This is a genomic window from Streptomyces sp. NPDC049887 (genome assembly GCF_040656535.1).
In the GTDB taxonomy this organism is placed as follows: Bacteria; Actinomycetota; Actinomycetes; order Streptomycetales; family Streptomycetaceae; genus Streptomyces.
Genome location: NZ_JBFAMM010000033.1, coordinates 30,319 through 52,643 on the forward strand (window position 1 = coordinate 30,319; position 22,325 = coordinate 52,643).

At 70.1% G+C, this 22,325-nt stretch carries 21 protein-coding genes and 1 riboswitch; of the genes, 7 read left to right on the plus strand and 14 right to left on the minus strand.

Annotated features, from left to right (window positions below; translation table 11 throughout):
- Nucleotides 1-219: 219 nt before the first annotated feature.
- Together AB0J10_RS29575 and AB0J10_RS29580 are read right to left on the minus strand one after the other, a co-directional pair.
- A complete protein-coding gene (locus tag AB0J10_RS29575; RefSeq protein WP_363065784.1) occupies nt 220-1,578 on the minus strand; it encodes an NYN domain-containing protein in 1,359 nt (452 codons plus the stop codon).
- Between the two features lie 42 nt (nt 1,579-1,620).
- Entirely contained in the window at nt 1,621-1,863 is a 243-nt protein-coding gene (locus tag AB0J10_RS29580; RefSeq protein WP_269730878.1) for a hypothetical protein, read from the minus strand.
- A gap of 113 nt (nt 1,864-1,976) precedes the next feature.
- On the opposite strand from AB0J10_RS29580, the gene AB0J10_RS29585 reads away from it, so the two are divergent.
- Both AB0J10_RS29585 and AB0J10_RS29590 read left to right on the plus strand, forming a co-directional pair.
- Nucleotides 1,977-2,702: a rhomboid family intramembrane serine protease gene (locus tag AB0J10_RS29585; protein ID WP_363065786.1), complete on the plus strand. Its 726-nt coding sequence runs from the start codon at nt 1,977-1,979 to the stop codon at nt 2,700-2,702.
- A complete protein-coding gene (locus tag AB0J10_RS29590) occupies nt 2,699-2,980 on the plus strand; it encodes an Lrp/AsnC ligand binding domain-containing protein (RefSeq protein ID WP_269730876.1) in 282 nt (93 codons plus the stop codon). Before AB0J10_RS29585 ends, AB0J10_RS29590 begins: the two co-directional genes overlap by 4 nt.
- Nucleotides 2,981-3,185: 205 nt before the next feature.
- On the opposite strand, the gene AB0J10_RS29595 is transcribed toward AB0J10_RS29590, so the two are convergent.
- From AB0J10_RS29595 to AB0J10_RS29620, 6 genes are all read right to left on the minus strand, one after another.
- On the minus strand, nt 3,186-4,679 hold the full coding sequence (locus AB0J10_RS29595; RefSeq protein ID WP_363065788.1) for an aminotransferase class V-fold PLP-dependent enzyme: 1,494 nt from the start codon (nt 4,677-4,679) through the stop codon (nt 3,186-3,188).
- A 226-nt stretch (nt 4,680-4,905) separates the two neighbouring features.
- Nucleotides 4,906-5,023, minus strand: a riboswitch (SAM riboswitch).
- Nucleotides 5,024-5,097: 74 nt separating this feature from the next.
- On the minus strand, nt 5,098-6,162 hold the full coding sequence (trpD, locus tag AB0J10_RS29600; protein WP_363065790.1) for an anthranilate phosphoribosyltransferase: 1,065 nt from the start codon (nt 6,160-6,162) through the stop codon (nt 5,098-5,100).
- A 152-nt stretch (nt 6,163-6,314) separates the two neighbouring features.
- On the minus strand, nt 6,315-7,937 hold the full coding sequence (locus AB0J10_RS29605; RefSeq protein WP_363065792.1) for a ubiquinol-cytochrome c reductase cytochrome b subunit: 1,623 nt from the start codon (nt 7,935-7,937) through the stop codon (nt 6,315-6,317).
- On the minus strand, nt 7,934-8,983 hold the full coding sequence (locus tag AB0J10_RS29610) for a Rieske 2Fe-2S domain-containing protein (RefSeq protein WP_363065794.1): 1,050 nt from the start codon (nt 8,981-8,983) through the stop codon (nt 7,934-7,936). The genes AB0J10_RS29605 and AB0J10_RS29610 overlap by 4 nt, the downstream gene beginning before the upstream one ends.
- Entirely contained in the window at nt 8,980-9,789 is an 810-nt protein-coding gene (locus tag AB0J10_RS29615; protein ID WP_363065796.1) for a c-type cytochrome, read from the minus strand. The genes AB0J10_RS29610 and AB0J10_RS29615 overlap by 4 nt, the downstream gene beginning before the upstream one ends.
- 66 nt (nt 9,790-9,855) lie before the next feature.
- On the minus strand, nt 9,856-10,476 hold the full coding sequence (locus tag AB0J10_RS29620; protein ID WP_093653333.1) for a heme-copper oxidase subunit III: 621 nt from the start codon (nt 10,474-10,476) through the stop codon (nt 9,856-9,858).
- A gap of 189 nt (nt 10,477-10,665) precedes the next feature.
- On the opposite strand from AB0J10_RS29620, the gene AB0J10_RS29625 reads away from it, so the two are divergent.
- A complete protein-coding gene (locus tag AB0J10_RS29625) occupies nt 10,666-11,064 on the plus strand; it encodes a hypothetical protein (protein WP_363065798.1) in 399 nt (132 codons plus the stop codon).
- A 28-nt stretch (nt 11,065-11,092) separates the two neighbouring features.
- On the opposite strand, the gene AB0J10_RS29630 is transcribed toward AB0J10_RS29625, so the two are convergent.
- The 4 genes from AB0J10_RS29630 to coxB all read right to left on the minus strand — a co-directional run bounded on the left by AB0J10_RS29630 (nt 11,093) and on the right by coxB (nt 15,536).
- Nucleotides 11,093-12,346: an Ig-like domain-containing protein gene (locus AB0J10_RS29630; RefSeq protein WP_363065800.1), complete on the minus strand. Its 1,254-nt coding sequence runs from the start codon at nt 12,344-12,346 to the stop codon at nt 11,093-11,095.
- 120 nt (nt 12,347-12,466) lie between these two features.
- Nucleotides 12,467-12,865, minus strand: coding sequence for a cytochrome c oxidase subunit 4 (locus tag AB0J10_RS29635; RefSeq protein WP_138055782.1), 399 nt, complete (start codon nt 12,863-12,865; stop codon nt 12,467-12,469).
- Nucleotides 12,862-14,592: a cytochrome c oxidase subunit I gene (gene ctaD, locus AB0J10_RS29640; protein ID WP_363065802.1), complete on the minus strand. Its 1,731-nt coding sequence runs from the start codon at nt 14,590-14,592 to the stop codon at nt 12,862-12,864. The genes AB0J10_RS29635 and ctaD overlap by 4 nt, the downstream gene beginning before the upstream one ends.
- The gene (gene coxB / locus AB0J10_RS29645; protein ID WP_363065804.1) at nt 14,589-15,536 is read right to left on the minus strand and encodes a cytochrome c oxidase subunit II; all 948 of its coding nucleotides are present in this window, start codon (nt 15,534-15,536) and stop codon (nt 14,589-14,591) included. Before coxB ends, ctaD begins: the two co-directional genes overlap by 4 nt.
- Nucleotides 15,537-15,876: 340 nt before the next feature.
- Between coxB and AB0J10_RS29650 the strand changes: the two genes are divergently transcribed.
- Nucleotides 15,877-17,244 (plus strand): aminotransferase class V-fold PLP-dependent enzyme, encoded by a 1,368-nt coding sequence (locus tag AB0J10_RS29650; protein WP_363065806.1) that lies wholly within the window; start codon nt 15,877-15,879, stop codon nt 17,242-17,244.
- A gap of 149 nt (nt 17,245-17,393) precedes the next feature.
- On the opposite strand, the gene AB0J10_RS29655 is transcribed toward AB0J10_RS29650, so the two are convergent.
- Entirely contained in the window at nt 17,394-18,368 is a 975-nt protein-coding gene (locus AB0J10_RS29655; protein ID WP_363065808.1) for a carbohydrate kinase family protein, read from the minus strand.
- 130 nt (nt 18,369-18,498) lie between these two features.
- Here AB0J10_RS29655 and AB0J10_RS29660 point away from each other — a divergent pair, with 130 nt between their 5' ends.
- Entirely contained in the window at nt 18,499-18,729 is a 231-nt protein-coding gene (locus tag AB0J10_RS29660; RefSeq protein ID WP_363065810.1) for a hypothetical protein, read from the plus strand.
- A gap of 107 nt (nt 18,730-18,836) precedes the next feature.
- Nucleotides 18,837-20,324 carry a hypothetical protein gene (locus AB0J10_RS29665; protein ID WP_363065812.1) on the plus strand — a complete coding sequence of 496 codons (1,488 nt, stop codon included), beginning with the start codon at nt 18,837-18,839 and terminating at the stop codon, nt 20,322-20,324.
- A 54-nt stretch (nt 20,325-20,378) separates the two neighbouring features.
- Here AB0J10_RS29665 and AB0J10_RS29670 read toward each other — a convergent pair whose 3' ends face one another.
- Nucleotides 20,379-20,735: an iron-sulfur cluster assembly accessory protein gene (locus tag AB0J10_RS29670; protein ID WP_017950180.1), complete on the minus strand. Its 357-nt coding sequence runs from the start codon at nt 20,733-20,735 to the stop codon at nt 20,379-20,381.
- A gap of 305 nt (nt 20,736-21,040) precedes the next feature.
- Here AB0J10_RS29670 and nadA point away from each other — a divergent pair, with 305 nt between their 5' ends.
- Nucleotides 21,041-22,252 carry a quinolinate synthase NadA gene (gene nadA / locus AB0J10_RS29675; RefSeq protein ID WP_363065814.1) on the plus strand — a complete coding sequence of 404 codons (1,212 nt, stop codon included), beginning with the start codon at nt 21,041-21,043 and terminating at the stop codon, nt 22,250-22,252.
- Nucleotides 22,253-22,325: the final 73 nt, after the last annotated feature.

The window sequence follows — 22,325 nt, forward strand, 5'->3', positions numbered from 1 at the left end:
GCGAAATCGGCGGTTCCTTCGCTGTCATCCCGGATGGACGATCAACCGCGCGAAGGTTCGAGGCCTGACCCTAGTGACCTTCCTGTGATCAGTTCAAATCCTCATAAGAAAAATCTGGCCCACGAAGCGCATTCTTTACACACACCCCACTGGCAGTAGCGGCGACTTGACGGTACGTTCCGCGAAATCGGGCATAGGGCACAGGAGTTACGAGTCGCACTACACGCGCGAAAGCCGCTTCAGCAACATCGCGGACGCGACCGGCCTCGCCCCGGCCTTCGCCACCCCGTCGGCGACTTCGCGGTCCGTGGACACCACGACCACGGGCCGGCCCGGCGGCTCGGCCCGGACCAGCTGACGGATCAGCTCGTCCGCGGTCACACCGGGCTTGGAGAACAGCACCCGCACCCCGCGCGGGGGCGCCAGCAGCACGGGCGCGGCGAGTTCGGCGCCGTCGAAGACGCAGGTGATCTCGGCGCCGGTCTGCGCGGCCAGCATCGCGAGTCCGCCGAGCAGCCGCAGTCGCTGCTTCTCCAGCGGCATCGTCGGATAGCCGGTCTTCGTGACGTTGTACCCGTCCACGAGCAGGTGGACCTGGGGCAGCGCCAGCAGTTGGTCCAGCATCGCCGGGTCGGTCTCGGACAGTGCGCGCGCCGCGATGTCCTTGGGGGTCATGCGGCCGGGCTCCACGGCGTCGACGGTGTCGGCCGGGTGCACGGAGGCGGGTGGCAGGGCCAGTTCACGGCGCAGCCCGGAAGCCGCGTCCAGCACGGTGTCCAGCAGCAGCCGCACCCGCATGTCCTCGATCGACCGGCCCTCGCGGGCGGCCTTGCGGCTCGCCTCGACCGCTGCCTCCGCCTCGGCGAGCCTGGCCTTGAGCCGGCGCGCCTCGCTCTCGGCCGCGGATACCTGGGCGTGCGCCTCGGCCCTGGCCCCCTCGTGCTCCGCGTTGCCGCGGCGCACGGCCGCCTCGGCGCGCTTGACGTCGCTCTGGGCGCTGCGCAGCTTGCGGTGCAGCGCGTCCGACTCCTTGCGTGCCGCGTCCAGCTCGGTGCGCAGCCGCTCGGTCTCGGCCTTGTGCTGCGCCTTCAGCCGGTCCAGTTCCTCGCGGAGCCGCTGCAGCTCGCGCCTGCTCTCCTCGTCCGCGCGCTCGGCGTCGACGCGCTGGGCCTCCTCGCCGGCGGCGGCCACCAGCTTGCCCCAGCCGGCCGGTCGCAGCACGTAGGCCGCCGCCGCCACGTCGACGGGGTCGGCCGCCGCGGGCGGCGTCCCGGACTCCAGGGCGGAGGTGAGCTCGGGCTGGGAATCGCGGAGCCGCTCACCGATGCGCTGCCGGAAGACGGGGTCGCCCTCCAGTGCCGCGGCCATGGCGTTGCCCGCGTACTTCGCCCGGCGGGTCGGGGTGAAACGGGCGTACTGCCGCAACTGGGCGGGGAGTTCGGTGACGGTCAGCCCGCCGAAGGCGTCCGAGACCAGTGCGACGACCCGTCGCCGCACGCCTTCCGGCAGCGGGCGGTCGAGCGCCTCGGCGGCGTCGCCGGCACCGGCCGGCCCGGCGCCGCTCTCGGGCTGCTCCACGATCCGTCACCCCACTGTCTTCCCGCGGGTCGCACGGCTCCCTCAGGAGCCGCTGCCCGGCCTGTCCACCAGTTCGATCTGGTCCACGGCGTTGCACCAGCGGCAGCGGACCGACTCGATGGTCTCACTCACCACCTCGCGCTCCTCCACCTTGGGCTCCCCCGCCAGATCCAGATGGACGTACTCGACGACCTTGGAGGACCGGGTCACGTCGAAGCGGGTGAGATTGCCGCACAGGGTGCAGCGCCACCGGGTGGTCTCCGTCGGCATGGGTACCGTCGTCATCGGCCGTCCTCGTCTCCTCGTGCCTACTGCCCGTAACCCTACGACCTCACGGGTCCGCCGTGACACGGCGAGGCGGTCTGCCCGCATCGGTCCCGGTACGCCATGCTCTGGACATGATCGATCGGTGGACGGCGGTACGGGGCATGACGACCGGCCCGGTGGTGACCTACGGAGCGATCGGCATGTGCTGCCTCCTGTTCGCCGTCGGTCCGGTCTCCGGACTCAGCCCGTCGTACGGCACCGGGGACACCCTGCTCACCGCCCAGGCCGTCCACTTCGAACGCTGGGGCGTGATCCCGAGCGAACTGCTGCACGGCTCCCCGAGGGCCCTGCTCACCCCGCTGACCGCGCTCTTCGTGCACGGCAGCTGGCTCCATCTGCTGGGCAACATGCTCTTCCTCCACGTCTTCGGCGCCATGGTCGAGGAGCGCATGGGGCACGTGGAGTTCGCTCTCTTCTACCTGGGGTGCGGCTATCTGGCGCTCCTCGCCTACGCGGCGGCCAACGCGGAGTCGGACCACACGCTCGTCGGTGCGTCCGGAGCCATCTCGGGCGTGCTGGGCGCCTTTCTCTGCCTCTTCCCGAGGAGGCGGGTGACAAGCCTCTATCCCTTCCTCTTCTTCCTGCCGCTGCGCTTCCCCGCCTGGATCGTGCTGGTCTTCTGGTTCGTCCTGCAGTGGCTGGCGGAGGCCCAGAGCTCGTCCACCGGTCCCGGGGTGGCGTATCTGGCACATCTGGTGGGGTTCGGTATCGGGTTCCTCTACGCGTGGGGCCGCTTCCGGCAGGCCGCTAGAGTGAAACCCCCAGCAGCGGCCACCGAGGGAGAAGGACAGCCGTGATCACCGCGATCGTGCTCATCAAGACCAGCGTGGACCGCATCCCCGAGATCGCCGAGTCGATCGCCTCCCTGGACAGTGTCAGCGAGGTCTTCTCGGTCACCGGCACCCACGACCTGATCGCCATGGTCCGGGTCGCGAAACACGACGACCTGGCCGATGTGATCCCGGGCCGGATCAGCAAGATCCCGGGTGTCGAGGCCACCGACACCCATGTCGCGTTCCGTACGTACTCCCAGCACGACCTGGAGGCGGCGTTCGCGATCGGGCTCGACGCCTAGTGCCGGGCGGTGGCCGTCGGGCGCGTTCGCGCTCCCGGCATCGCGGCCACCGGGTCGGCCGGTGCCTGCCGGACCGGGCGGGCCCGGCCCGCGGTGCCCGACGCCGCGCACCCGGCCCGGTCACAGGCGGAGCGGTCGGGCCGACGGACGCCGATGCGGGAGACGCCCCGCCACCGCCCCGTGCGGCCCGCGCCGCTCACACCGCTCACACCGTGGGGACGCAGCGCCCGTCCTCGGTGCGGTAGTTCCACTTCGCACCGTCGCGCACCAGTTCCGTGACCGCCCGAACGAACCGCTCCACATGCTCGTCCGGCGTGCCTGCCCCGAAGCTGACCCGGATCGCGTTCAGCGACCTCCCCCGGCCGCCGGCCGGGTGGACCCGCTCCTCGCTTCGCCCCGGCCCGGCCTCCGGGGCACCGCACTCGCCGGCCTCCCGCGGGTCACCGCCCAGCAGCGTGCGCACCAGCGGGTGGGCGCAGAACAGTCCGTCGCGCACGCCGATGCCGTACTCGGCGGACAGCGCGGCGGCGAAGTGCGAGCTGTTCCAGCCCTCCACGACGAAGGAGATGACGCCGACCCGGGGGGATTCGTCGCCGAACAGCGACAGCACCCGGATCTCGGGCACTTCGGCGAGACCCGCACGGACCTTCGCGATGAGGTGCCGCTCGCGCTCGACGAGGGCGTCGAAGCCCGCCTCCGTGAGCGCCCTGCACGCGGAGGCGATCGCGTGGACGCCGATGACATTCGGCGAACCGGCCTCGTGGCGGGCCGCGGTGGTGTGCCACTCGACGTCCACGCCCCCGTCGCTGCGACGCGAGACCGACCGCGAGGCACCGCCGCCCGCGAGGTAGGGCTCGGCGCCCTGCAGCCAGTCCGCGCGGCCGGCGAGCACACCCGAGCCGAACGGCGCGTACAGCTTGTGTCCGGAGAACGCGACCCAGTCGACGTCCAGATCCCGCACGGAGACGCGGTGGTGCGGGGCGAGCTGGGCGGCGTCCAGGACGATGCGCGCGCCGTGGGCGTGCGCCGCGGCGGCCAGTTCCCGTACGGGCCACAGCTCACCTGTCACGTTGGACGCACCGGTCACGCAGACCAGGGCGGGGCCGTAGGGGTCGCGGCCGGCGAGCGCCGACTCCAGCGTCCGGACCGCCTCCGCCGGGGTGCGCGGGGCGTTCAGGTACGTCACGCGGGCGCTCGTCCACGGCAGCAGGGCGGCATGGTGCTCGGTCTCGAAGACGAAGACCTCACAGCCATCGGGGAGGGCGCCGGCCAGCAGGTTCAGCGAGTCGGTCGTCGACCGCGTGAACACGACCTGGTCGCCGTCACGGCAGTCCAGGAACTCGTGGACCGTGGCCCGGCCGTCCTCGAACAGGTCGGTGGACAGCTGCGAGAGGTACCCGGCGCCGCGGTGGACGCTGCCGTAGTACGGGGCGTACGCGGCGACGTCGTCCCACACACGCTGCAGGGCAGGGGCGCTGGCCGCGTAGTCGAGTGCGGCGTAGGTGACTTCGCCACCGGTCACGAGCGGCACGGTGACGTCCCGGCCGAGCACCGGCAGCGGGGCGTCACAGCAGGGGTCGTGGTCGCCGGCGGCGGTTCGAGGGACGGTGGCGCCGGCCGGGGCCGCGCCGTCCGCCGACGTGGCGGTGAAGGCTGCGGCAGGGGTGAAGGTCGCGACGGTGTTCGGGCGCACGGACATGGCGGTGTCTCCCGGAAGGTGGGGGCGAATGGGTGCGAAAGGACCCGCCGCGGCATGACGGCTCACAACGGCCTTTCCGCACACGGGTGTTGCCTCGACGCGCCGCACCGAGGGTGCGCGCACGGAGGGGGAGGGGGCCGAAGGCCCTAACGCATTCGCTTGCTCACGAGAACAGCTCCCTCGAGGACCAGGACCCCAGGGCTGCGACATTCACCGATGTCCGCGGGGTCCGCGCTTGCCGCGGACCTCGCTGCCCACGGCCTGGTCTTCACCCGGGGCACCCCGCCACGGACGGAGGGTTGCCGGACAGCGGGCCGGGGCCGTAGTCGCTGTCACTCATGACCTTGGAAGGCATCCTGCCACACCTCCGACGGCACGCAAGGCGCAGTCCGCCATCCGGACCGCGCCCCGCGTCACATCACGCGTTGCTCGCCGCCACCCAGCGGTCCAGCGCCCGCTTCGCCGCGCCCGAGTCGATGGACTCCGCGGCCCGCGCCATCCCGGCCCTGAGCCGGTCCACGAGCTCGCCCCCGTCCTCGCCGAGCGCGACCAGCGCCGCGGCCGCGTTCAGCAGGACCGCGTCCCGCACGGGCCCGGTCTCCCCGGCGAGCAGCCGGCGGGCGACATCCGCGTTGTACGAGGCGTCCGCGCCGCGCAGCGCCTCCACCGGGACCAGCTCGACGCCCACGTCCCGGGGGTCGAAGGTCTCCTCGTGCACGGCACCGTCCCGGACCGCCCACACCCGCGAGGTCGCGGTCGTGGTGAGCTCGTCCAGACCGTCGTCGCCGCGGAAGACCAGCGCGCTGGAGCCGCGCGCGGCCAGTACACCGGCCATGATCGGGGCCATCCGGGCGTCCGCGACGCCGGTGGCCTGGGCCCTCACCCGAGCGGGGTTGGTCAGCGGCCCCAGGAAGTTGAACGTCGTCCGGATGCCGAGCTCCCTGCGGGCCGCCGCGACATGCCGCAGCGCCGGGTGGAACTTCACCGCGAAGCAGAAGGTGATGCCCGCCTCCTCGGCGACCGCGGCGACCCGTTCCGGCGTCAGTTCCAGATTGACGCCGAGCTTCTCCAGGACGTCCGAGGCGCCGCTCGCACTCGACGCGGCCCGGTTGCCGTGCTTGACCACCTTCGCGCCGGTGCCGGCCACGACGATCGCGGACATGGTGGAGATGTTGACGGTCCTGGCCCCGTCACCGCCCGTGCCCACGATGTCGACCGTGTCCCCGGGCACCTCGATCGTCCGGGCGTGCTCGTACATCGTCCGGACGAGACCGGAGATCTCCTCGACGGTCTCGCCCTTGGCCCGCAGAGCCACGGCGAAGCCCGCGATCTGCGCGTCGGTCGCCTCGCCCCGCAGGATGCGGTCCATGGCCCAGGAGGTCGCTTCCGCGCTCTGGTCGCGGCCGTACAGCAGGGAGTCCAGCACCTCGGGCCAGGAAAGGCCCGCCGCGGTGGATCCACCTGCGGGGGTCACAGCGCTCATGGTCGCTCCTGGGTCCGTTCGGATGGGAATGCCCCCACCCTATCGACCCCGGGGACGGCGGAGAGCCCCGTCCATGGGATGGACGGGGCTCTCCGCCTGGCTGTCGCCGGGAGGTTCCCGGCCGTGGCGACAGTCGCGGTCAGCGAAGGGGATCAGTGGTGGCCGTGGCCGCTCGTGATCTCCTTGTACTCCTCGACGGTCGGCTTCGCGACCTGGTTGTCCTTGCCGTAGTACGCCTTGCTGAGCCGTGCCCGGAGCTTCTCGGTGCGCGGGACCTTCCGCTCCACGCCGTTCTCGTCCACCGTCGGGCCGATCTCGACCGGCGTGTACTGCTGGTGGGCGGTGAGCGTGTGCAGGGCCTCCTGCGTCAGCGGCTCGTGGACCTCGACGAACTCACCGTGCGGCAGGCGCTTGATGATGCCGGACTCGCGTCCGTGCAGCACCTTGTCCTTGTCGCGCCGCTGCAGACCCATGCAGATCCGCTTGGTGATGATGAAGGCCAGAACCGGTCCGACGAAGAAGAAGATCCGGACGAACCAGGTGATCGAGTTGATCGACAGATGGAAGTGGGTCGCCCAGAGGTCGTTCCCACCACCGATCAGCAGCACGAAGTACCAGGTCAGCCAGGCCACGCCGAAGGCGGTACGGGTCGGGGCGTTGCGCGGGCGGTCCAGGATGTGGTGCTCGCGCTTGTCCCCGGTGACCCAGGACTCGATGAACGGGTAGACCGCGATGCTCACCAGCACCAGCGGGAAGATCACCAGCGGGATGAAGACGCCCAGGACCAGGGTGTGGCCCCAGAGGTTGATCTCCCAGCCGGGCATCACGCGGATCAGGCCCTCGGAGAAGCCCATGTACCAGTCGGGCTGGGCGCCCGTGGACACCAGGTCCGGCCGGTACGGGCCGAGCGCCCAGATCGGGTTGATCGTGGCGATCGCCGAGATGACCGAGATGACGCCGAAGACCAGGAAGAAGAAGCCGCCGGCCTTGGCCATGTAGATCGGCAGCAGCGGCATGCCGACCACGTTGTTGTTCGTCCGGCCGGGACCCGCGAACTGCGTGTGCTTGTGGTAGAAGACCAGGATCAGGTGCGCCACCAGCAGGCCGAGCATGATGCCCGGCAGCAGCAGGATGTGGATCGAGTAGAACCGGGCCACGATGTCGCCGCCGGGGAACTCCCCGCCGAACAGGAACATCGAGAGGTACGTGCCGACGATCGGCACGGACAGGATCGCGCCCTGCATGAAGCGGACACCGGTGCCGGAGAGCAGGTCGTCCGGGAGCGAGTAACCGGTGAAACCGGTGAACATGCCCAGGACGAACAGCAGGAAGCCGAACAGCCAGTTGATCTCGCGCGGCTTGCGGAACGCGCCCGTGAAGAAGACGCGCATCATGTGGACCATCATGGCCGCGAGGAAGATCAGCGCCGCCCAGTGGTGGATCTGCCGGATCAGCAGACCGCCGCGGACGTCGAAGCTGATGTCCAGGGTCGAGGCGTACGCCTCCGACATCAGCACGCCCTGCATCGGGACGTAACTGCCGTGGTACTCCACCTCGTTCATCGACGGGTGGAAGAACAGCGTCAGGTACACACCCGTGAGGATGATGATGATGAAGCTGTAGAGCGCGACCTCACCCAGCATGAAGGACCAGTGGTCCGGGAAGATCTTGCGCATGTTGGCCTTGGCGAGGGAGTAGATCCCCAGCCGGCCGTCGGCCCAGTCGGCGACGCGCTCGCCGGCCGGAGCCTTCCTCTTGTCCGTTGCAGTGCTCATCCGCGCTCCCAGAAGGCAGGACCGACGGGCTCGTCGAAGTCGCTGAGCGCTTCGAGGAAGCCTTCGTCATTCACACCGATCCGCAGCTGCGGAAGGGCGTGACCGGCCGGGCCGAAGATGACGCGGGCGCCGTCGGAGAGGTCGAAGGTGGACTGGTGGCACGGGCAGAGCACGTGGTGCGTCTGCTGCTCGTACAGGGAGATCGGGCAGCCCACGTGGGTGCAGATCTTCGAGAACGCGACGATGCCCTCGTGGGACCACTCGAGCTCGCGCTTGTCCTTGATGTCCTCCGGCTGGATCCGGACGATCATCAGGGCGGCCTTGGCGATCTCGGTCTGGAAGCTGTGGTCGTGCTCGGTCAGACCCTCGGGCATGGCGAAGGTCAGCGAACCCACGGCCACGTCCTCCGGACGCAGCGGCTCGTGCGTGTTCATGTTGATGAGCTGCTTGCCCTTGGCCCACAGCGTGTGGCGGAGCTTGTCCTCCGGCAGCGGACCGAGGTCGCGCAGCAGCACCACACCGGACAGCGGCACCATGGCCAGCGCGCCGAAGAGGGTGCTGCGGATCAGCTTGCGCCGGCCGAAGCCGGACTCCTCCGCACCCGCGGCGAAGTCGGCCAGGACCTTGGCCTTGACCTCCGGCGGGGCCTCGATCGGGTGACGCTCGTCCACCAGCTCCTGGTCGGACATCAGGGTGCGGGCCCAGTGGACCGCGCCCGCGCCGATGCAGAACAGGGCGACACCGAGCGTCACGCCCAGCGAGAAGTTCAGCGCACTGACGTGACCGAACGGCCAGATGTAGACGATCTTGTCGACCGGGAAGATCACGTACGACGCGATGAACGCGATCGTCGCGAGCATCGACACGGTGAACAGCAGGGCGACCGTGCGCTCGGACCGCTTGGCGGCCCGCTCGTCGATGTCCTGGATGCGCGGCCGGTGGGCCGGGAGGCCCGGGTCGGCGAAGGGGTCCTTCGTCGCCACGGCGCCGTGCGCGTGCTCCTGCTCGGAGGGCAGGGTCTCTTCGGGAATGTCTTGGCTACTCATGACTTCTTGGCCTTAGCGGTGTGGGCCGCGACCCAGATGGCGGTGGCGATCAGCGCACCCAGACCGAACACCCATGCGAACAGTCCCTCACTGACGGGTCCGAGCCCACCGAGGCTCAGTCCGCCCGGGGTCTCCGATTCGCCGCTGTTCACCGTCTGGATGTACGCGATGATGTCGCGCTTCTCCTGCTCCGGCATCGTCGTGTCGGGGAAGGACGGCATGTTCTGCGGGCCGGTCTGCATGGCCTCGTAGATGTGCTTCGGGCTCACGCCCTCGAGGTTCGGGGCGTACTTGCCGTGCGTCAGCGCACCGCCCTCACCCGTGAAGTTGTGGCACTGGGCGCAGTTGGTGCGGAACAGGTCGCCGCCTCGGGCGATGTTCGCACCTTCGGGGTTGTACTGCTTCTCGGTCGGCGTGACCGGACCCGGGCCCAGGGAGGCGATGTACGCCGCGAGCTGGTCGATCTCGGCCTGCGAGTAGATGTTCGGCTTCTTCGGCACCTGGGCGCCCGGCTGCTGGGCGGGCATACGGCCGGTGCTGACCTGGAAGTCCACGGCGGCAGAACCCACGCCGATCAGGGACGGCCCGTCGGAGGTGCCCTGACCGCCGGTTCCGTGGCAGCTGGCGCAGCCGACGGTGTAGAGCTTCTTGCCCTCCTCGATGGCGAGGGACTGGGCGGTTTCATCGGCCTGCGCCCTGTCCGCGGGCGCGAACGCGGCGTACAGCCCCCCGGTGGCCGCCAGCGCGAGGAGTAGGACGACGACCGCCGCCAGCGGATGGCGTCGTCGTGCGGAGAGCTTTTTCACGGATTACCCCGGTGTCAGGATCTTCTGCGTCGATGCTTCTGGAATGTGTGCGGGTACGGAGCCCGGCTACTTGATCATGTAGATCGTGGCGAAGAGGCCGATCCAGACGACATCGACGAAGTGCCAGTAGTAGGACACGACGATGGCGGCGGTTGCCTGCTCGTGGGTGAACCTCCGGGCCGCGTACGTCCTGCCGAGAACGAGCAGGAAGGCGATGAGACCGCCCGTCACGTGCAGGCCGTGGAAGCCGGTGGTCAGGTAGAAGACCGAGCCGTACGGGTCCGACGAGAGCGAGAGGCCCTCGTGCTTGACCAGCTCGGTGTACTCGAACACCTGGCCGCCGATGAAGATCGCACCCATCACGAACGTGATCACGAACCAGGTGCGGAGCTTCTTCACGTCACCGCGCTCGGCGGCGAAGACGCCGAGCTGGCAGGTGAGGGAGGAGAGCACCAGGATCGTGGTGTTGGTCGCCGAGAACGGGAAGTTCAGGGTCGAAGCCCGTTCTGCCCAGTACTCGGCCCCCGTCACCGATCGCAGGGTGAAGTACATCGCGAAGAGGGCCGCGAAGAACATCAGCTCGGAACTCAACCAGATGATGGTTCCGACGCTGGTGAGGTTCGGCCGATTGACCGACGGGTGCGCGTGCCCGGTTTCTACTGTCGTTGCTGTCGCCACGACCGACATTATGTCGGTCGCTTATCCAGCCCTCACTCCGGGGGGTGCCGTTCGGTGTGTCAGTGAGCCGTGTCCAGCCCGAACGGCCCATCAAAAGCAGTCATTGAGCCGGTACGGGCGGTGCTGAACGGGCCCGGTGAGGAGTAGCATCCGGCGCATCGGTGCAGCCCAGTTCTCCCCGACGAACCCGGAGGAACAATGCAGTCGACCGCCACGGTGCTGGTGTACAGCGACAACGCCGGCACCCGCGAACAGGTGCGGCTCGCCACGGGCCGCCGCCCGGCCGCCGACGTTCCCGCGGTCGAGTTCATCGAGTGCGCGACCCTGCCCGCGGTCCTCAAGGAGCTGGACAGGGGCGGGATCGACGTGTGCGTGCTCGACGGCGAGGCGGTGCCCGCGGGCGGGATGGGCGTCTGCCGGCAGATCAAGGACGAGATCTTCCGCTGCCCGCCGGTCCTGGTGCTGATGGGGCGCCCGCAGGACGCCTGGCTGGCCACCTGGAGCCGTGCGGACGCGGCGGTGACGCTGCCCGTCGAGCCGGTGGAGTTCGCCGGCGCCCTGGCGGGACTGCTGCGCGGGCGTCAGGCCGCGGCCTGACGCCGCGGGGCCCGTCTCCGGTACCGCCTCAGACCCTGGGGCGCAGCCGTGCCTCGTCGGCCGCGCTGCCGCCCTCCCGGGTTCCCGCCAGCAGCGCGCTGCCGGAGCGCCACTCGTCCCATTCGAGGTTCCAGTCGCCGAAGCCGTTCCCGAACGGGTCCATCGGGGCGCCCAGGCTGTTGACGACCTTGACGATGTCACCCTCGCGGACGGTCTTGAAGAACCAGGCCGCATTGCCCGTGGACATGCCGGTGCAGCCGTGGCTGACGTTCGCGTACCCCTGGGAGCCGACGGACCAGGGCGCGGCGTGGACGTACTCGCCGCTCCAGGTCACCCTCGTCGCGTAGTAGACGGGCAGGTCGTACGACTCCGCGCTGCCGACCGGGATGCCGATGCTGGTACCGCGCATGCGGACGAAGTACTCCTTGCCGAGCACGACCTTGACGCCGTTGCGCGTCGAGAAGCCCGGCTTGCCGGTGGTCACCGGCATGGTTCTGATCACTTCCCCGTTGCGTTTGACCGTCATCTGGTGCGTGGAGGCGTCGGTGACGGCCTCCACGCGGTCGCCGATGGTCAGCTTCAGTGGCTTGGTGGGGCCGCCGTACAGCCGGTCGCCGACCTTCACGCCGTCCAGGTTGCTGCGCACCTCGACGGAGGCGCCGGCGGGCCAGTACTCCTTCGGGCGGTAGTGCAGCTTCTTGTCGTCCACCCAGTGCCACGCGCCCTCCACCTCGGGCGACGAGGTGACCTTGAGGGACCGTTCGACCGCGGCCCGGTCCGCCTCGGCGGCCACCGGGCGGCTGAGCTCGGCGGTGATGGGCTGGCCGACCCCGTAGGTGCCCGTCTTCGGGCCCAGCTCGACGCCCAGGAGCCGCTTCGGCGACGCGGTCTCGAAAGTGAGGGTGCGGACGCCGGGGGCACCGCCGCCGTTCTCCGTGGAGACCCGGACGGTGTAGCGCGTTCCGGCCGCCAGAGGGCCCGTGGAAAGCCATCTCGTACCGTTCGCGGAGAGTTCGCCCGCCAGGTAGCGGCCGGCGGTGTCGACTGCGGTGACGTCCGTGATCCGGCCGTCCTTGCCCTTGGCGGTGACCACCAGGGGCTTGTCCGGGTCTGCCTTGGTGCCCGGGGGAGGCGCGTTGAAGGCGACCTGGCGCGCCGCGTCGTACGGCCTCGCCGACAACGGGTGGCTGTCCTGGCCGCCGCACGCGGTCGTCCCCGCCCCGAGGGCCAGGGCGAGCACGGTGCAGCTCGCTACGGTGCGCTTGCGCGGCGTGACGTTCATGAGCACACGCTATGAAGAACCCCCGGCAGCGGCGCGCCGGATGACTGCAAACGAGGGGCCCGGACACCACCCGTACGGGTCAGTGTCCGGGCCCCTGCGTGGTCCGGAGCGGTGCGTCCGCTACTGGTTCTGGTTCTCGCCGCGGTAGTACTCGAACACCCAGCCGAAGACGCCGACCAGGATCAGCGGGGCGGAGAAGTACATGATCCACCAGCCCATCGCGACGGCCAGGAAGGCCAGCGCGCCGCCAAAGGCGAGCGAGAGCGGCTGCCAGCTGTGCGGCGAGAAGAAGCCGACCTCACCGGCCTCGTCCGCGACGTCGGCCTCCTTGTCGTCCTGCGCCATGGCGTCCACGCGCCGGGCCGTGAAGGCCAGGTAGTAGCCGATCATGATGCTCAGGCCGAAGGCCAGGAAGAGCGCCGTCGTACCGGCCGGCTCCTTCGACCACACGCCGTAGAGGATGGCCATGGCGAGGATGAAGACGCTCAGCCAGATGAACATCCTGCCTTGGATCTTCACTTGCCGGCCTCCTTGTCAGCGGTGATGGCACCGTGACCGGCGTGGTCGAGCTGGTCGAGAGCCGCGATCTCCGGGTGGTGCAGATCGAACGCCGGGGATTCGGAGCGGATCCGCGGCAGGGTGAGGAAGTTGTGCCGCGGCGGCGGGCAGGACGTCGCCCATTCGAGCGAACGGCCGTAGCCCCACGGGTCGTCGACCTCGATCTTCTTGCCGTACTTGGCCGTCTTCCACACGTTGTAGACGAACGGGAGGATCGACAGGCCGAGCAGGAACGAGCTGATCGTCGAGATGGTGTTCAGCGCGGTGAAGCCGTCGGCGGCCAGGTAGTCGGCGTAGCGGCGCGGCATGCCCTCGGCGCCCAGCCAGTGCTGGACCAGGAACGTGCCGTGGAAGCCGATGAACAGCGTCCAGAAGGTGATCTTTCCGAGGCGCTCGTCCAGCATCTTGCCCGTGAACTTCGGCCACCAGAAGTGGAATCCGGCGAACATCGCGAAGACCACGGTGCCGAAGACGACGTAGTGGAAGTGCGCGACGACGAAGTACGAGTCGGAGACGTGGAAGTCCATCGGGGGCGAGGCCAGGATGACACCGGTCAGACCACCGAAGGTGAAGGTGATCAGGAAGCCGATCACCCAGAGCATCGGGGTCTCGAAGGACAGCGAGCCCTTCCACATGGTGCCGATCCAGTTGAAGAACTTCACACCGGTCGGTACCGCGATCAGGAAGGTCATGAAGGAGAAGAACGGCAGTAGCACTCCGCCGGTGACGTACATGTGGTGGGCCCACACGGTCACGGACAGACCGGCGATCGCGATGGTCGCGGCCACCAGGCCGATGTAACCGAACATCGGCTTGCGGCTGAACACCGGGATGATCTCGGAGACGATGCCGAAGAACGGCAGCGCGATGATGTACACCTCCGGATGGCCGAAGAACCAGAAGAGGTGCTGCCACAACAGGGCGCCGCCGTTGGCCGCGTCGAAGATGTGGGCGCCGAACTTGCGGTCCGCCTCCAGCGCGAACAGGGCCGCCGCGAGCACCGGGAAGGCCAGCAGGACCAGCACACCGGTCAGCAGGACGTTCCAGGTGAAGATCGGCATGCGGAACATCGTCATGCCCGGGGCGCGCATGCAGATGATCGTGGTGATGAAGTTGACCGAGCCGAGGATCGTGCCGAAGCCGGAGAAGGCCAGGCCCATGATCCAGAGGTCGGCGCCGACACCCGGCGAGCGGACCGCGTCCGACAGCGGGGAGTAGGCGAACCAGCCGAAGTCGGCCGCTCCGTTCGGGGTGAGGAAGCCGCCCACCGCGATGAGCGAGCCGAAGAGGTACAGCCAGTACGCGAACATGTTCAGCCGCGGGAACGCCACGTCGGGCGCGCCGATCTGCAGCGGCATGATCCAGTTGGCGAATCCGGCGAACAGCGGCGTCGCGAACATCAGCAGCATCACGGTGCCGTGCATCGTGAACGCCTGGTTGAACTGCTCGTTCGACATGATCTGCGTACCCGGACGGGCGAGTTCGGCGCGCATGAAGAGCGCCATGACGCCGCCGATGCAGAAGAAGAAGAACGAGGTGGCCAGGTAGAGCGTGCCGATCGTCTTGTGGTCGGTGGTGGTGAGCCACTTCACGACCACGTTGCCGGGCTGCCGGCGCCGGACGGGGAGCTCGTTCTCGTACGAGTCATCGGCCGCCGCGGCACCCTGGGGTTCGTTGAGGATGCTCACAGTTGGTTCTTCTCCGCATTCCGGGCCGGGTCAGACTGCGCGATGCCCGACGGGATGAAGCCGGTCTGCCCCTTCTCGGCCAGCTCCTTCAGGTGCTGCTGGTAGCGCTCCGGGGAGACGACCTTGACGTTGAAGAGCATCCGGGAGTGGTCGACACCGCAGAGCTCGGCGCACTTGCCCAGGAAGGTGCCCTCCTGGTTCGGAGTGACCTCGAAGACGTTGGTGTGACCCGGGATGACGTCCTGCTTGAACAGGAAGGGGACCACCCAGAAGGAGTGGATGACGTCCCGCGACGTCAGGATGAAGCGGACCTTCTCGCCCTTCGGCAGCCACAGCGTGGGTCCGGGGTTGCCGGTCTGCGGGTTCCGGTCGCCCGGGATGCCGGCGTCGTAGACGCCCTCGGCACCCTTGGGGAAGTCGTTGGTGTACTTGTCCGGAATCGCGTTCAGGTTCTTCTGCGCCGCGGCATCGCCGGTGGCCGGGTCCCCGTCCACGTCCTCGAGGTAGTTGAAGCCCCAGCTCCACTGGTAGCCGACCACGTTGACGGTGTGGGCGGGCTTGTCGGAGAGGGCGAGGAGCTTCGACTCGTCACGCGCGGTGAAGTAGAACAGCACCGAGACGATGATGAGCGGGACCACGGTGTACAGCGCCTCGATGGGCATGTTGTACCGGGTCTGCGGGGGAACCTCGACCTTGGTCCGGCTGCGCCGGTGGAAGATGACGCTCCACAGGATCAGACCCCACACCAGCACGCCCACGGCGAGGGCAGCCGCCCACGAGCCCTGCCAGAGGGAGAGGATCCGGGGAGCCTCCTCCGTGACGGGGGTGGGCATACCGAGGCGGGGGAAGTCCTCCCAAGTGGGGGAGCAACCCGTGGCGGATGCCACGATCAAGCCCGCCGTCAGCACCTGCGGCAGCTTCCGCCGCATCGGGCGCCGCGACATGGGGGTACCGCCCCCGCCGTTCGGGCGGTGGGGGAGGTCGGAGCCGTTGGGACTCACGTAGCGCCTTCCCGAGAGTCTCGCCCGCGCGACCGCCCGCGGCCGTCTCGCTGGTCGGTCGCCGGCCCTGACGCGGGCAGGGGTTTGGATGTTTATGCGGACCAAACCCTACTGGACGCTATTTGGGGTCGCGCATGGAGGGTGCCCAACGCGCCGTCCGACGACCCGAAGGGGTGGACTGCGAGGTTCCGGAGGCCGTGCCACGCCTGGCCAGGGCCCCCCGACTGAGCACCCGCGGCCGCCTTCTGACGCCTTCTTACGACCCGCGCGTTAGCGTGGGCCCGTGCCCTACTTCGACGCCGCCTCCTCCGCCCCCCTGCACCCCGTCGCCCGGCAGGCGCTCCAGGCGTCCCTGGACGAGGGATGGGCGGACCCCGCCCGGCTGTACCGCGAGGGCCGGCGCGCGCGGCTGCTGCTGGACGCGGCACGGGAGGCGGCGGCGGACGCCGTGGGCTGCCGCCCGGACGAGCTCGTATTCACCTCTTCGGGGACACGGGCCCTCCATACGGGCATCTCGGGCGCGCTCGCGGGCCGCCGTCGCGTCGGAAGCCACCTGGTGGTGTCCGCGGTCGAGCACTCGGCCGTGCTGCACGCGGCGGAGGGCCGGCCCGTCACCGAGGTGCCCGTGGACCGCTGGGGCGCGGTGTCACCGGGAGTGTTCGCGGAGGCACTGCGCGAGGACACCGCACTGGCGTGCCTGCAGTCGGCGAACCACGAGGTGGGCACCGAGCAGCCGGTCGGCGAGGTGGCCGCTCTCTGCCGGGCGGCGGGGGTGCCGCTGCTCGTCGACGCCGCGCAGTCCCTCGGCTGGGGCCCGGTCGACGGGGACTGGTCGCTGCTCACCGCGAGTGCGCACAAATGGGGCGGCCCGGCCGGCGTGGGACTGCTCGTGGTCCGCAAGGGCGTCCGCTTCGCCTCCCAGGACCCGGCGGACGAACGGGAGTCGGGGCGCGCCCCCGGCTTCGAGAACATCCCGGCGATCGTGGCGGCCGCGGCGTCGCTGCGGGCCGTGCGGGACTCCGCCGCGTCGGAGGCCCGGCGGCTGCGGGGGCTGGTGGACCGCATCCGCACCCGGGTCCCGGAGCTGGTGCCGGATGTAGAGGTGGTCGGCGACCCGGTGCGCCGCCTTCCCCATCTCGTCACCTTCTCCTGCCTCTACGTCGACGGGGAGACGGTGCTGCACGAGCTGGACCGCGCGGGCTTCTCCGTGTCCTCGGGCTCGTCCTGCACGAGTTCGACGCTCACTCCGAGCCATGTGCTGCGGGCGATGGGCGTGCTGAGCGAGGGCAACGTACGGGTGTCCCTGCCGTCGGGCACGGCGGAGGAGGACGTCGACCGGTTCCTGGAGGTCCTGCCCGGGGTCGTCGCCGGGGTCCGCGGCAGGCTGGGAGCACCGACGGCCGGGGCTCCGTCGTCCGCCGGGACCGGGTCGCTCGTGGTGGACGCCCTCGGCAGGCGCTGCCCGGTCCCCGTCATCGAACTCGCCAAGGTCATCGGGGATGTGCCGGTCGGCGGCACGGTCACGGTCCTCGCCGACGACGAGGCGGCCCGGCTCGACATCCCGGCCTGGTGCGAGATGCGCGACCAGGAGTACGTGGGCGAGTCCCCGGCGCCGGGAGGAACGGCCTACGTGGTGCGCCGCCGCGGCTGACGCCGACCCGCGGCGGGGCGCGGCGGCGGGCGCGCGTCCGCTCGCGGGCAACGCGGAGCCGTGCCCTGCGGCGCGGGGCGTTGCGTGCAGGGCCCGGCCCGCAGGGCACGGGGCCCTGCGGGCGGGGCGTTCGGGGCGCGGCCCCGGGGTCAGGAAAGGTGCGCCCGGACGTCCGACGCCGCGTCGTGGCCGTACGCCTTCGTGAAGCGGTCCATGAAGTGGGCGCGGCGGAGCGTGTACTCCTGGGTGCCCAGCGTCTCGATGACCAGCGTGGCGAGCATGCAGCCGACCTGCGCGGCGCGCTCCAGGCCGACGTCCCACGACAGCGCCGACAGGAAGCCCGCGCGGAACGCGTCGCCGACGCCCGTCGGGTCGACCTTGGAGTCCTCCGCGGGGCAGCCGACCTCGATCGACGGCTCGCCCTTGCTCTCGATGCGCACACCGCGCGAGCCGAGCGTGGTGACGCGGTGGCCGACGCGGTGCAGGATCTCCTCGTCCGTCCAGCCCGTCTTCGACTCGATGAGCCCCTTCTCGTACTCGTTGGAGAAGAGGTAGGTCGCCCCGTCCAGCAGTATCCGGATCTCGTCGCCGTTCATCCGCGCGATCTGCTGCGAGAAGTCCGCGGCGAACGGGATACCGCGGGAGCGGCACTCCTCCGTGTGGCGCAGCATCGCCTCGGGGTCGTCGGCGCCGATCAGCACCAGGTCCAGTCCGCCGACCCGGTCCGCGACCGACTTCAGCTCGATCTGGCGCGCCTCGCTCATCGCGCCCGTGTAGAAGGAGCCGATCTGGTTGTGGTCGGCGTCGGTCGTGCAGACGAAGCGCGCGGTGTGCAGCACTTCGGAGATCCGCACGGACGCGGTGTCGACGCCGTGCCGGTCGAGCCAGGCGCGGTACTCGTCGAAGTCGGAGCCCGCCGCTCCGACCAGGACCGGGTTGGTGCCGAGCTGGCCCATCCCGAAGCAGATGTTGGCGCCGACCCCTCCTCTGCGCACGTCGAGGTTGTCGACGAGGAAGGAGAGGGAGACCGTGTGGAGCTGGTCCGCGACCAGTTGATCGGCGAAACGGCCGGGAAAGGTCATCAGATGGTCGGTGGCGATGGAGCCGGTGACTGCGATTCGCACGGCTGAGTGCTCCTGGAGGGGAGGCGGAGTTGACGGTTAACGCTACCGGTTGAGAGAGGCCCCTCTGTAGTAGGGAAACTACCCGATAGTAGGGCTTTTGCCTCAGCGTAACCCTGCGTACGGTTCCGGTATGCCGAACCCCACGTCGTACATCGCCTTCCGGGAGCACCGGTCGGTCGAGCCCGGGCAGATCGAGATCAGCCTGGCGGAGCTGCGCGGCGACAGCGCGCGGATGGCGCCGCACTGGGCGGTGCCGCCGATCGCAGCGGCCGCCCCGGTGTCCCCGTCGCTGATCCACGGGGTGGTCGTCTCCCCCGCCTCCGCACGGCTGGTCGACTCGATGCCCGTGTACGGCGACTGACGCGCCCCCAACGCTCCGTTACGGCACACGGCGCACTCCGGGAACCGCGCGCTCCCCCACTCCGTCCCATGGGTGTCCCCGGAAAGGGTCCCCGAAGGAGCGATGCGGTGAGCAGCACAGAGCGCCCCCAGAACAGCGCCGACGGCGCCGGTGGTCCCGAGGGGACCGCGGTCCGGCGTCCTCGGAGGTCTCCACTGGCCGTCGCGTCCGTGGCCGCCGCGGTTCTCGTCGCGGGCGGCGGCGGCGCCTGGTTCGCCACGACAGCCGGCGACGGCGGGGGCGGCGCACCGGGTTCCGGCCCCGAGCCCCCGCCGCTGGCGCTGGACGGCGGCCCGGGCATCGCGGTCGGTGAGCCCGGCCCCGGCGGCGTGGAGTACCGGGCCCGGGGCGAGCTGCCGGAGGGCCCCGGCTCCGCCCGTGTGTACGAGGCGAACGGGACGGTCGGCAGGGCGCAGGTCGAAGCGCTGGCCGAGGCACTCGGCGTGCCGGGCACACCGCGGCTGGAGGGCGAGGTGTGGAAGTCCGGCACGGACGGCGACGGCGGCGGCCCCCTGCTCCAGGTCAACCGGCAGGCCCCGGGCACGTGGACGTTCAGCTCCTTCGGCCCGCCCAAGGGCGACGACTGCCTGAAGGACAAGAACGTGTGCCGACCCGGCGGCACGGCCCCCTCAGCGCACCGGCTCCCGGACGTCAGGACGGTGGACGAGGAGGCGGCGAAGAAGGCCGCCGCTCCGGTGCTCGCCGCACTGGGCCTGGGCGACGCGCGGCTGGACGCGAAGCAGGTCCTGGGCGCGTACCGGGTCGTGCGCGCGGATCCGCCGGTGGGCGGTCTGCCCACCTACGGCTGGTCCACCAGCCTGCACGTGGGCGCCGACGGCACCGTGGGGAACGGCAGCGGGCAGCTGGTGAAGCCTGCCGAGGGCCCCGAGTACCCGGTCGTCGGCGCCGAGGAGGCGCTGAAGCGGCTGAACGCGGAGCGCGGGGGCGGTGGCCGGGTCGGCATCGGGGGGTGCGCGACGCCGGGGCCGCTCGCGGAGAAGGAGCCGGCCGCTCCCTGCGAGCCGGAGAGCGGTTCGCCGGCCACGGCCGAGGTGGTGACGATCACACGGGCCGAGTTCGGGCTGGCCGTGCACTCGGTCGAGGGGCGGCCCGCCCTGGTGCCCTCATGGCTGTTCACGACCGAGGCGAAGTCCGGCTCGAAGGGCTCCACGATCATCCAGCCCGCCGTGGCGCGGGAGTACCTGGAGCCGGACCCGCGGCAGGCGCCCGTGCCGTCCGGCACCGCGGTGCCCTCGCCGCCCGATTCCTCGAAGCTGCCGGAGACGACGGTCCGGGGCGTGGAGTCGTACGCCGTGGCGAAGGACGGGCGCACCTTGACGCTGCGCTTCTGGGGCGGGGTGTGCAGCGCCTACTCGGCGGAGGCGGAGGAGACGGGCACCGAGGTGAAGGTGAGGATCATCGAGTCCCGGCCGGATCCGGGGCGGGTCTGCATCCTGATCGCCAAGGAGCTGACGGAGAAGGTCACGCTGGACGAGCCGCTCGGTGAGCGCACGGTCGTCGACGTGGAGAGCGGCGACGCCGTGCCCCGCAAGTGAGCGGTTGTGTCCCGCGGTGGTGCGGGCGTCCGGCGGCTCGGCTGGTCCGGCGGCTCAGCTGAAGGAGTCGCCGCAGGCGCAGGAGCCCGTCGCGTTCGGGTTGTCGATCGTGAAGCCCTGCTTCTCGATCGTGTCGACGAAGTCGATGGAAGCGCCACCGAGGTACGGCGCGCTCATGCGGTCGGTCACGACCCTGACCCCGTCGAACTCCTTGACGACGTCGCCGTCGAGCGAACGCTCGTCGAAGAAGAGCTGGTAACGCAGGCCGGAGCAGCCGCCGGGCTGAACCGCGACGCGCAGTGCCAGGTCGTCCCGGCCCTCCTGCTCCAGCAGGGCCTTCACCTTGGCCGCGGCGGCGTCGGACAGGAGGATGCCGTCGCTCACGGTGGTGGTCTCGTCCGATACGGACATCTGCTTCTCTCCCGGGTTGTACGGACTGCTTGCCGACGTTGGCAACCGGCAGGACTCCGGATTCATTCCGGACCGGCCCTGGTCTTTCCCTTTCATGCTCGCACATGCCCTCCCTCGGGTCATCGACCTGTGGACAGCTCGGCACCGGGAATTGCGTCACATCGACGCTATGGACATCGTCAAAGTGACGTGAAGCGGTTATGATAGATAGCGTCAAATAGACGAAAAGGCTCTCCGGTGCACCCCGGGGATCCACCGGCGGCGGCTCCGCCGCCCCCGACCGAAGAGTAGAAAGGGTGCGTGACGTGACCACCGCCCAGCCCTCCCTCACCGCGCCCGGCGCGGCAGTGGGCTCCCAGGATGTCCAGCCGACGCCGCTCGCCCTGCTGCTGCTCGGACGCGAAGCCGACCCCAGGAGCGAGCGGGGCGTCGAGTGCCCCGGCGACCTCCCCTCCCCGTCCGACCCGGACCTGGTGGAGCGCGCCCGCGCGGCGAAGGAGAAGCTCGGCGACAAGGTGTTCGTGCTCGGTCACCACTACCAGCGCGACGAGGTCATCCAGTTCGCGGACGTCACCGGCGACTCGTTCAAGCTCGCGCGGGACGCGGCGGCCCGGCCGGAGGCCGAGTACATCGTCTTCTGCGGTGTGCACTTCATGGCCGAGTCGGCGGACATCCTGACCGGTGACGACCAGAAGGTCGTCCTTCCCGATCTCGCCGCCGGCTGCTCCATGGCCGACATGGCCACGGCCGAGCAGGTCGCGGAGTGCTGGGACGTCCTCACCGAGGCCGGCGTCGCGGAGCGCACCGTTCCCGTCTCGTACATGAACTCCTCGGCCGACATCAAGGCGTTCACCGGCAAGCACGGCGGCACGATCTGCACGTCCTCCAACGCGAAGCGCGCGCTGGACTGGGCCTTCGAGCAGGGCGAGAAGGTCCTTTTCCTGCCCGACCAGCACCTCGGCCGGAACACCGCCGTCCGTGACATGGGGATGTCCCTGGACGACTGCGTCGTCTACAACCCGCACCGGCCGAACGGCGGTCTCACCGCCGAGCAGCTCCGCGGCGCGAAGATGATCCTCTGGCGCGGCCACTGCTCCGTGCACGGCCGCTTCTCGCTGGACTCCGTGAACGACGTCCGCGAGCGCATCCCGGGCGTGAACGTCCTGGTCCACCCCGAGTGCAAGCACGAGGTCGTCGCGGCGGCGGACTACGTGGGCTCCACCGAGTACATCATCAAGGCGCTGGAGGCCGCGCCGGCCGGCTCCAAGTGGGCGATCGGCACGGAGCTGAACCTGGTGCGCCGCCTGGCGAACCGTTTCGCCCCCGAGGACAAGGAGATCGTCTTCCTCGACAAGACGGTCTGCTTCTGCTCCACGATGAACCGGATCGACCTGCCGCACCTGGTCTGGGCCCTGGAGTCCCTGGCGGAGGGGAACCTGGTCAACCGGATCCAGGTCGACAGCGAGACCGAGAGCTTCGCAAAGCTCGCCCTGGAGCGCATGCTGGCGCTCCCCTGACGGTGACGGGCGCGCCCGCCGCGTCCACAGACCCCGCGTCGCCCCGGTACACGGCCCTTCCGTGTACCGGGGC

Coding starts and splice junctions, on each gene's coding strand:
- AB0J10_RS29585 (WP_363065786.1), top strand. CDS start 1,977: ATGATCGATCGGTGGACGGCGGTACGGGGCATGACGACCGGCCCGGTG.
- AB0J10_RS29670 (WP_017950180.1), bottom strand. CDS start 20,735: ATGTCCGTATCGGACGAGACCACCACCGTGAGCGACGGCATCCTCCTG.
- AB0J10_RS29625 (WP_363065798.1), top strand. CDS start 10,666: ATGCAGTCGACCGCCACGGTGCTGGTGTACAGCGACAACGCCGGCACC.
- AB0J10_RS29620 (WP_093653333.1), bottom strand. CDS start 10,476: ATGTCGGTCGTGGCGACAGCAACGACAGTAGAAACCGGGCACGCGCAC.
- AB0J10_RS29610 (WP_363065794.1), bottom strand. CDS start 8,983: ATGAGTAGCCAAGACATTCCCGAAGAGACCCTGCCCTCCGAGCAGGAG.
- AB0J10_RS29630 (WP_363065800.1), bottom strand. CDS start 12,346: ATGAACGTCACGCCGCGCAAGCGCACCGTAGCGAGCTGCACCGTGCTC.
- trpD (WP_363065790.1), bottom strand. CDS start 6,162: ATGAGCGCTGTGACCCCCGCAGGTGGATCCACCGCGGCGGGCCTTTCC.
- AB0J10_RS29580 (WP_269730878.1), bottom strand. CDS start 1,863: ATGACGACGGTACCCATGCCGACGGAGACCACCCGGTGGCGCTGCACC.
- coxB (WP_363065804.1), bottom strand. CDS start 15,536: ATGTCGCGGCGCCCGATGCGGCGGAAGCTGCCGCAGGTGCTGACGGCG.
- AB0J10_RS29660 (WP_363065810.1), top strand. CDS start 18,499: ATGCCGAACCCCACGTCGTACATCGCCTTCCGGGAGCACCGGTCGGTC.
- AB0J10_RS29595 (WP_363065788.1), bottom strand. CDS start 4,679: ATGTCCGTGCGCCCGAACACCGTCGCGACCTTCACCCCTGCCGCAGCC.
- AB0J10_RS29605 (WP_363065792.1), bottom strand. CDS start 7,937: ATGAGCACTGCAACGGACAAGAGGAAGGCTCCGGCCGGCGAGCGCGTC.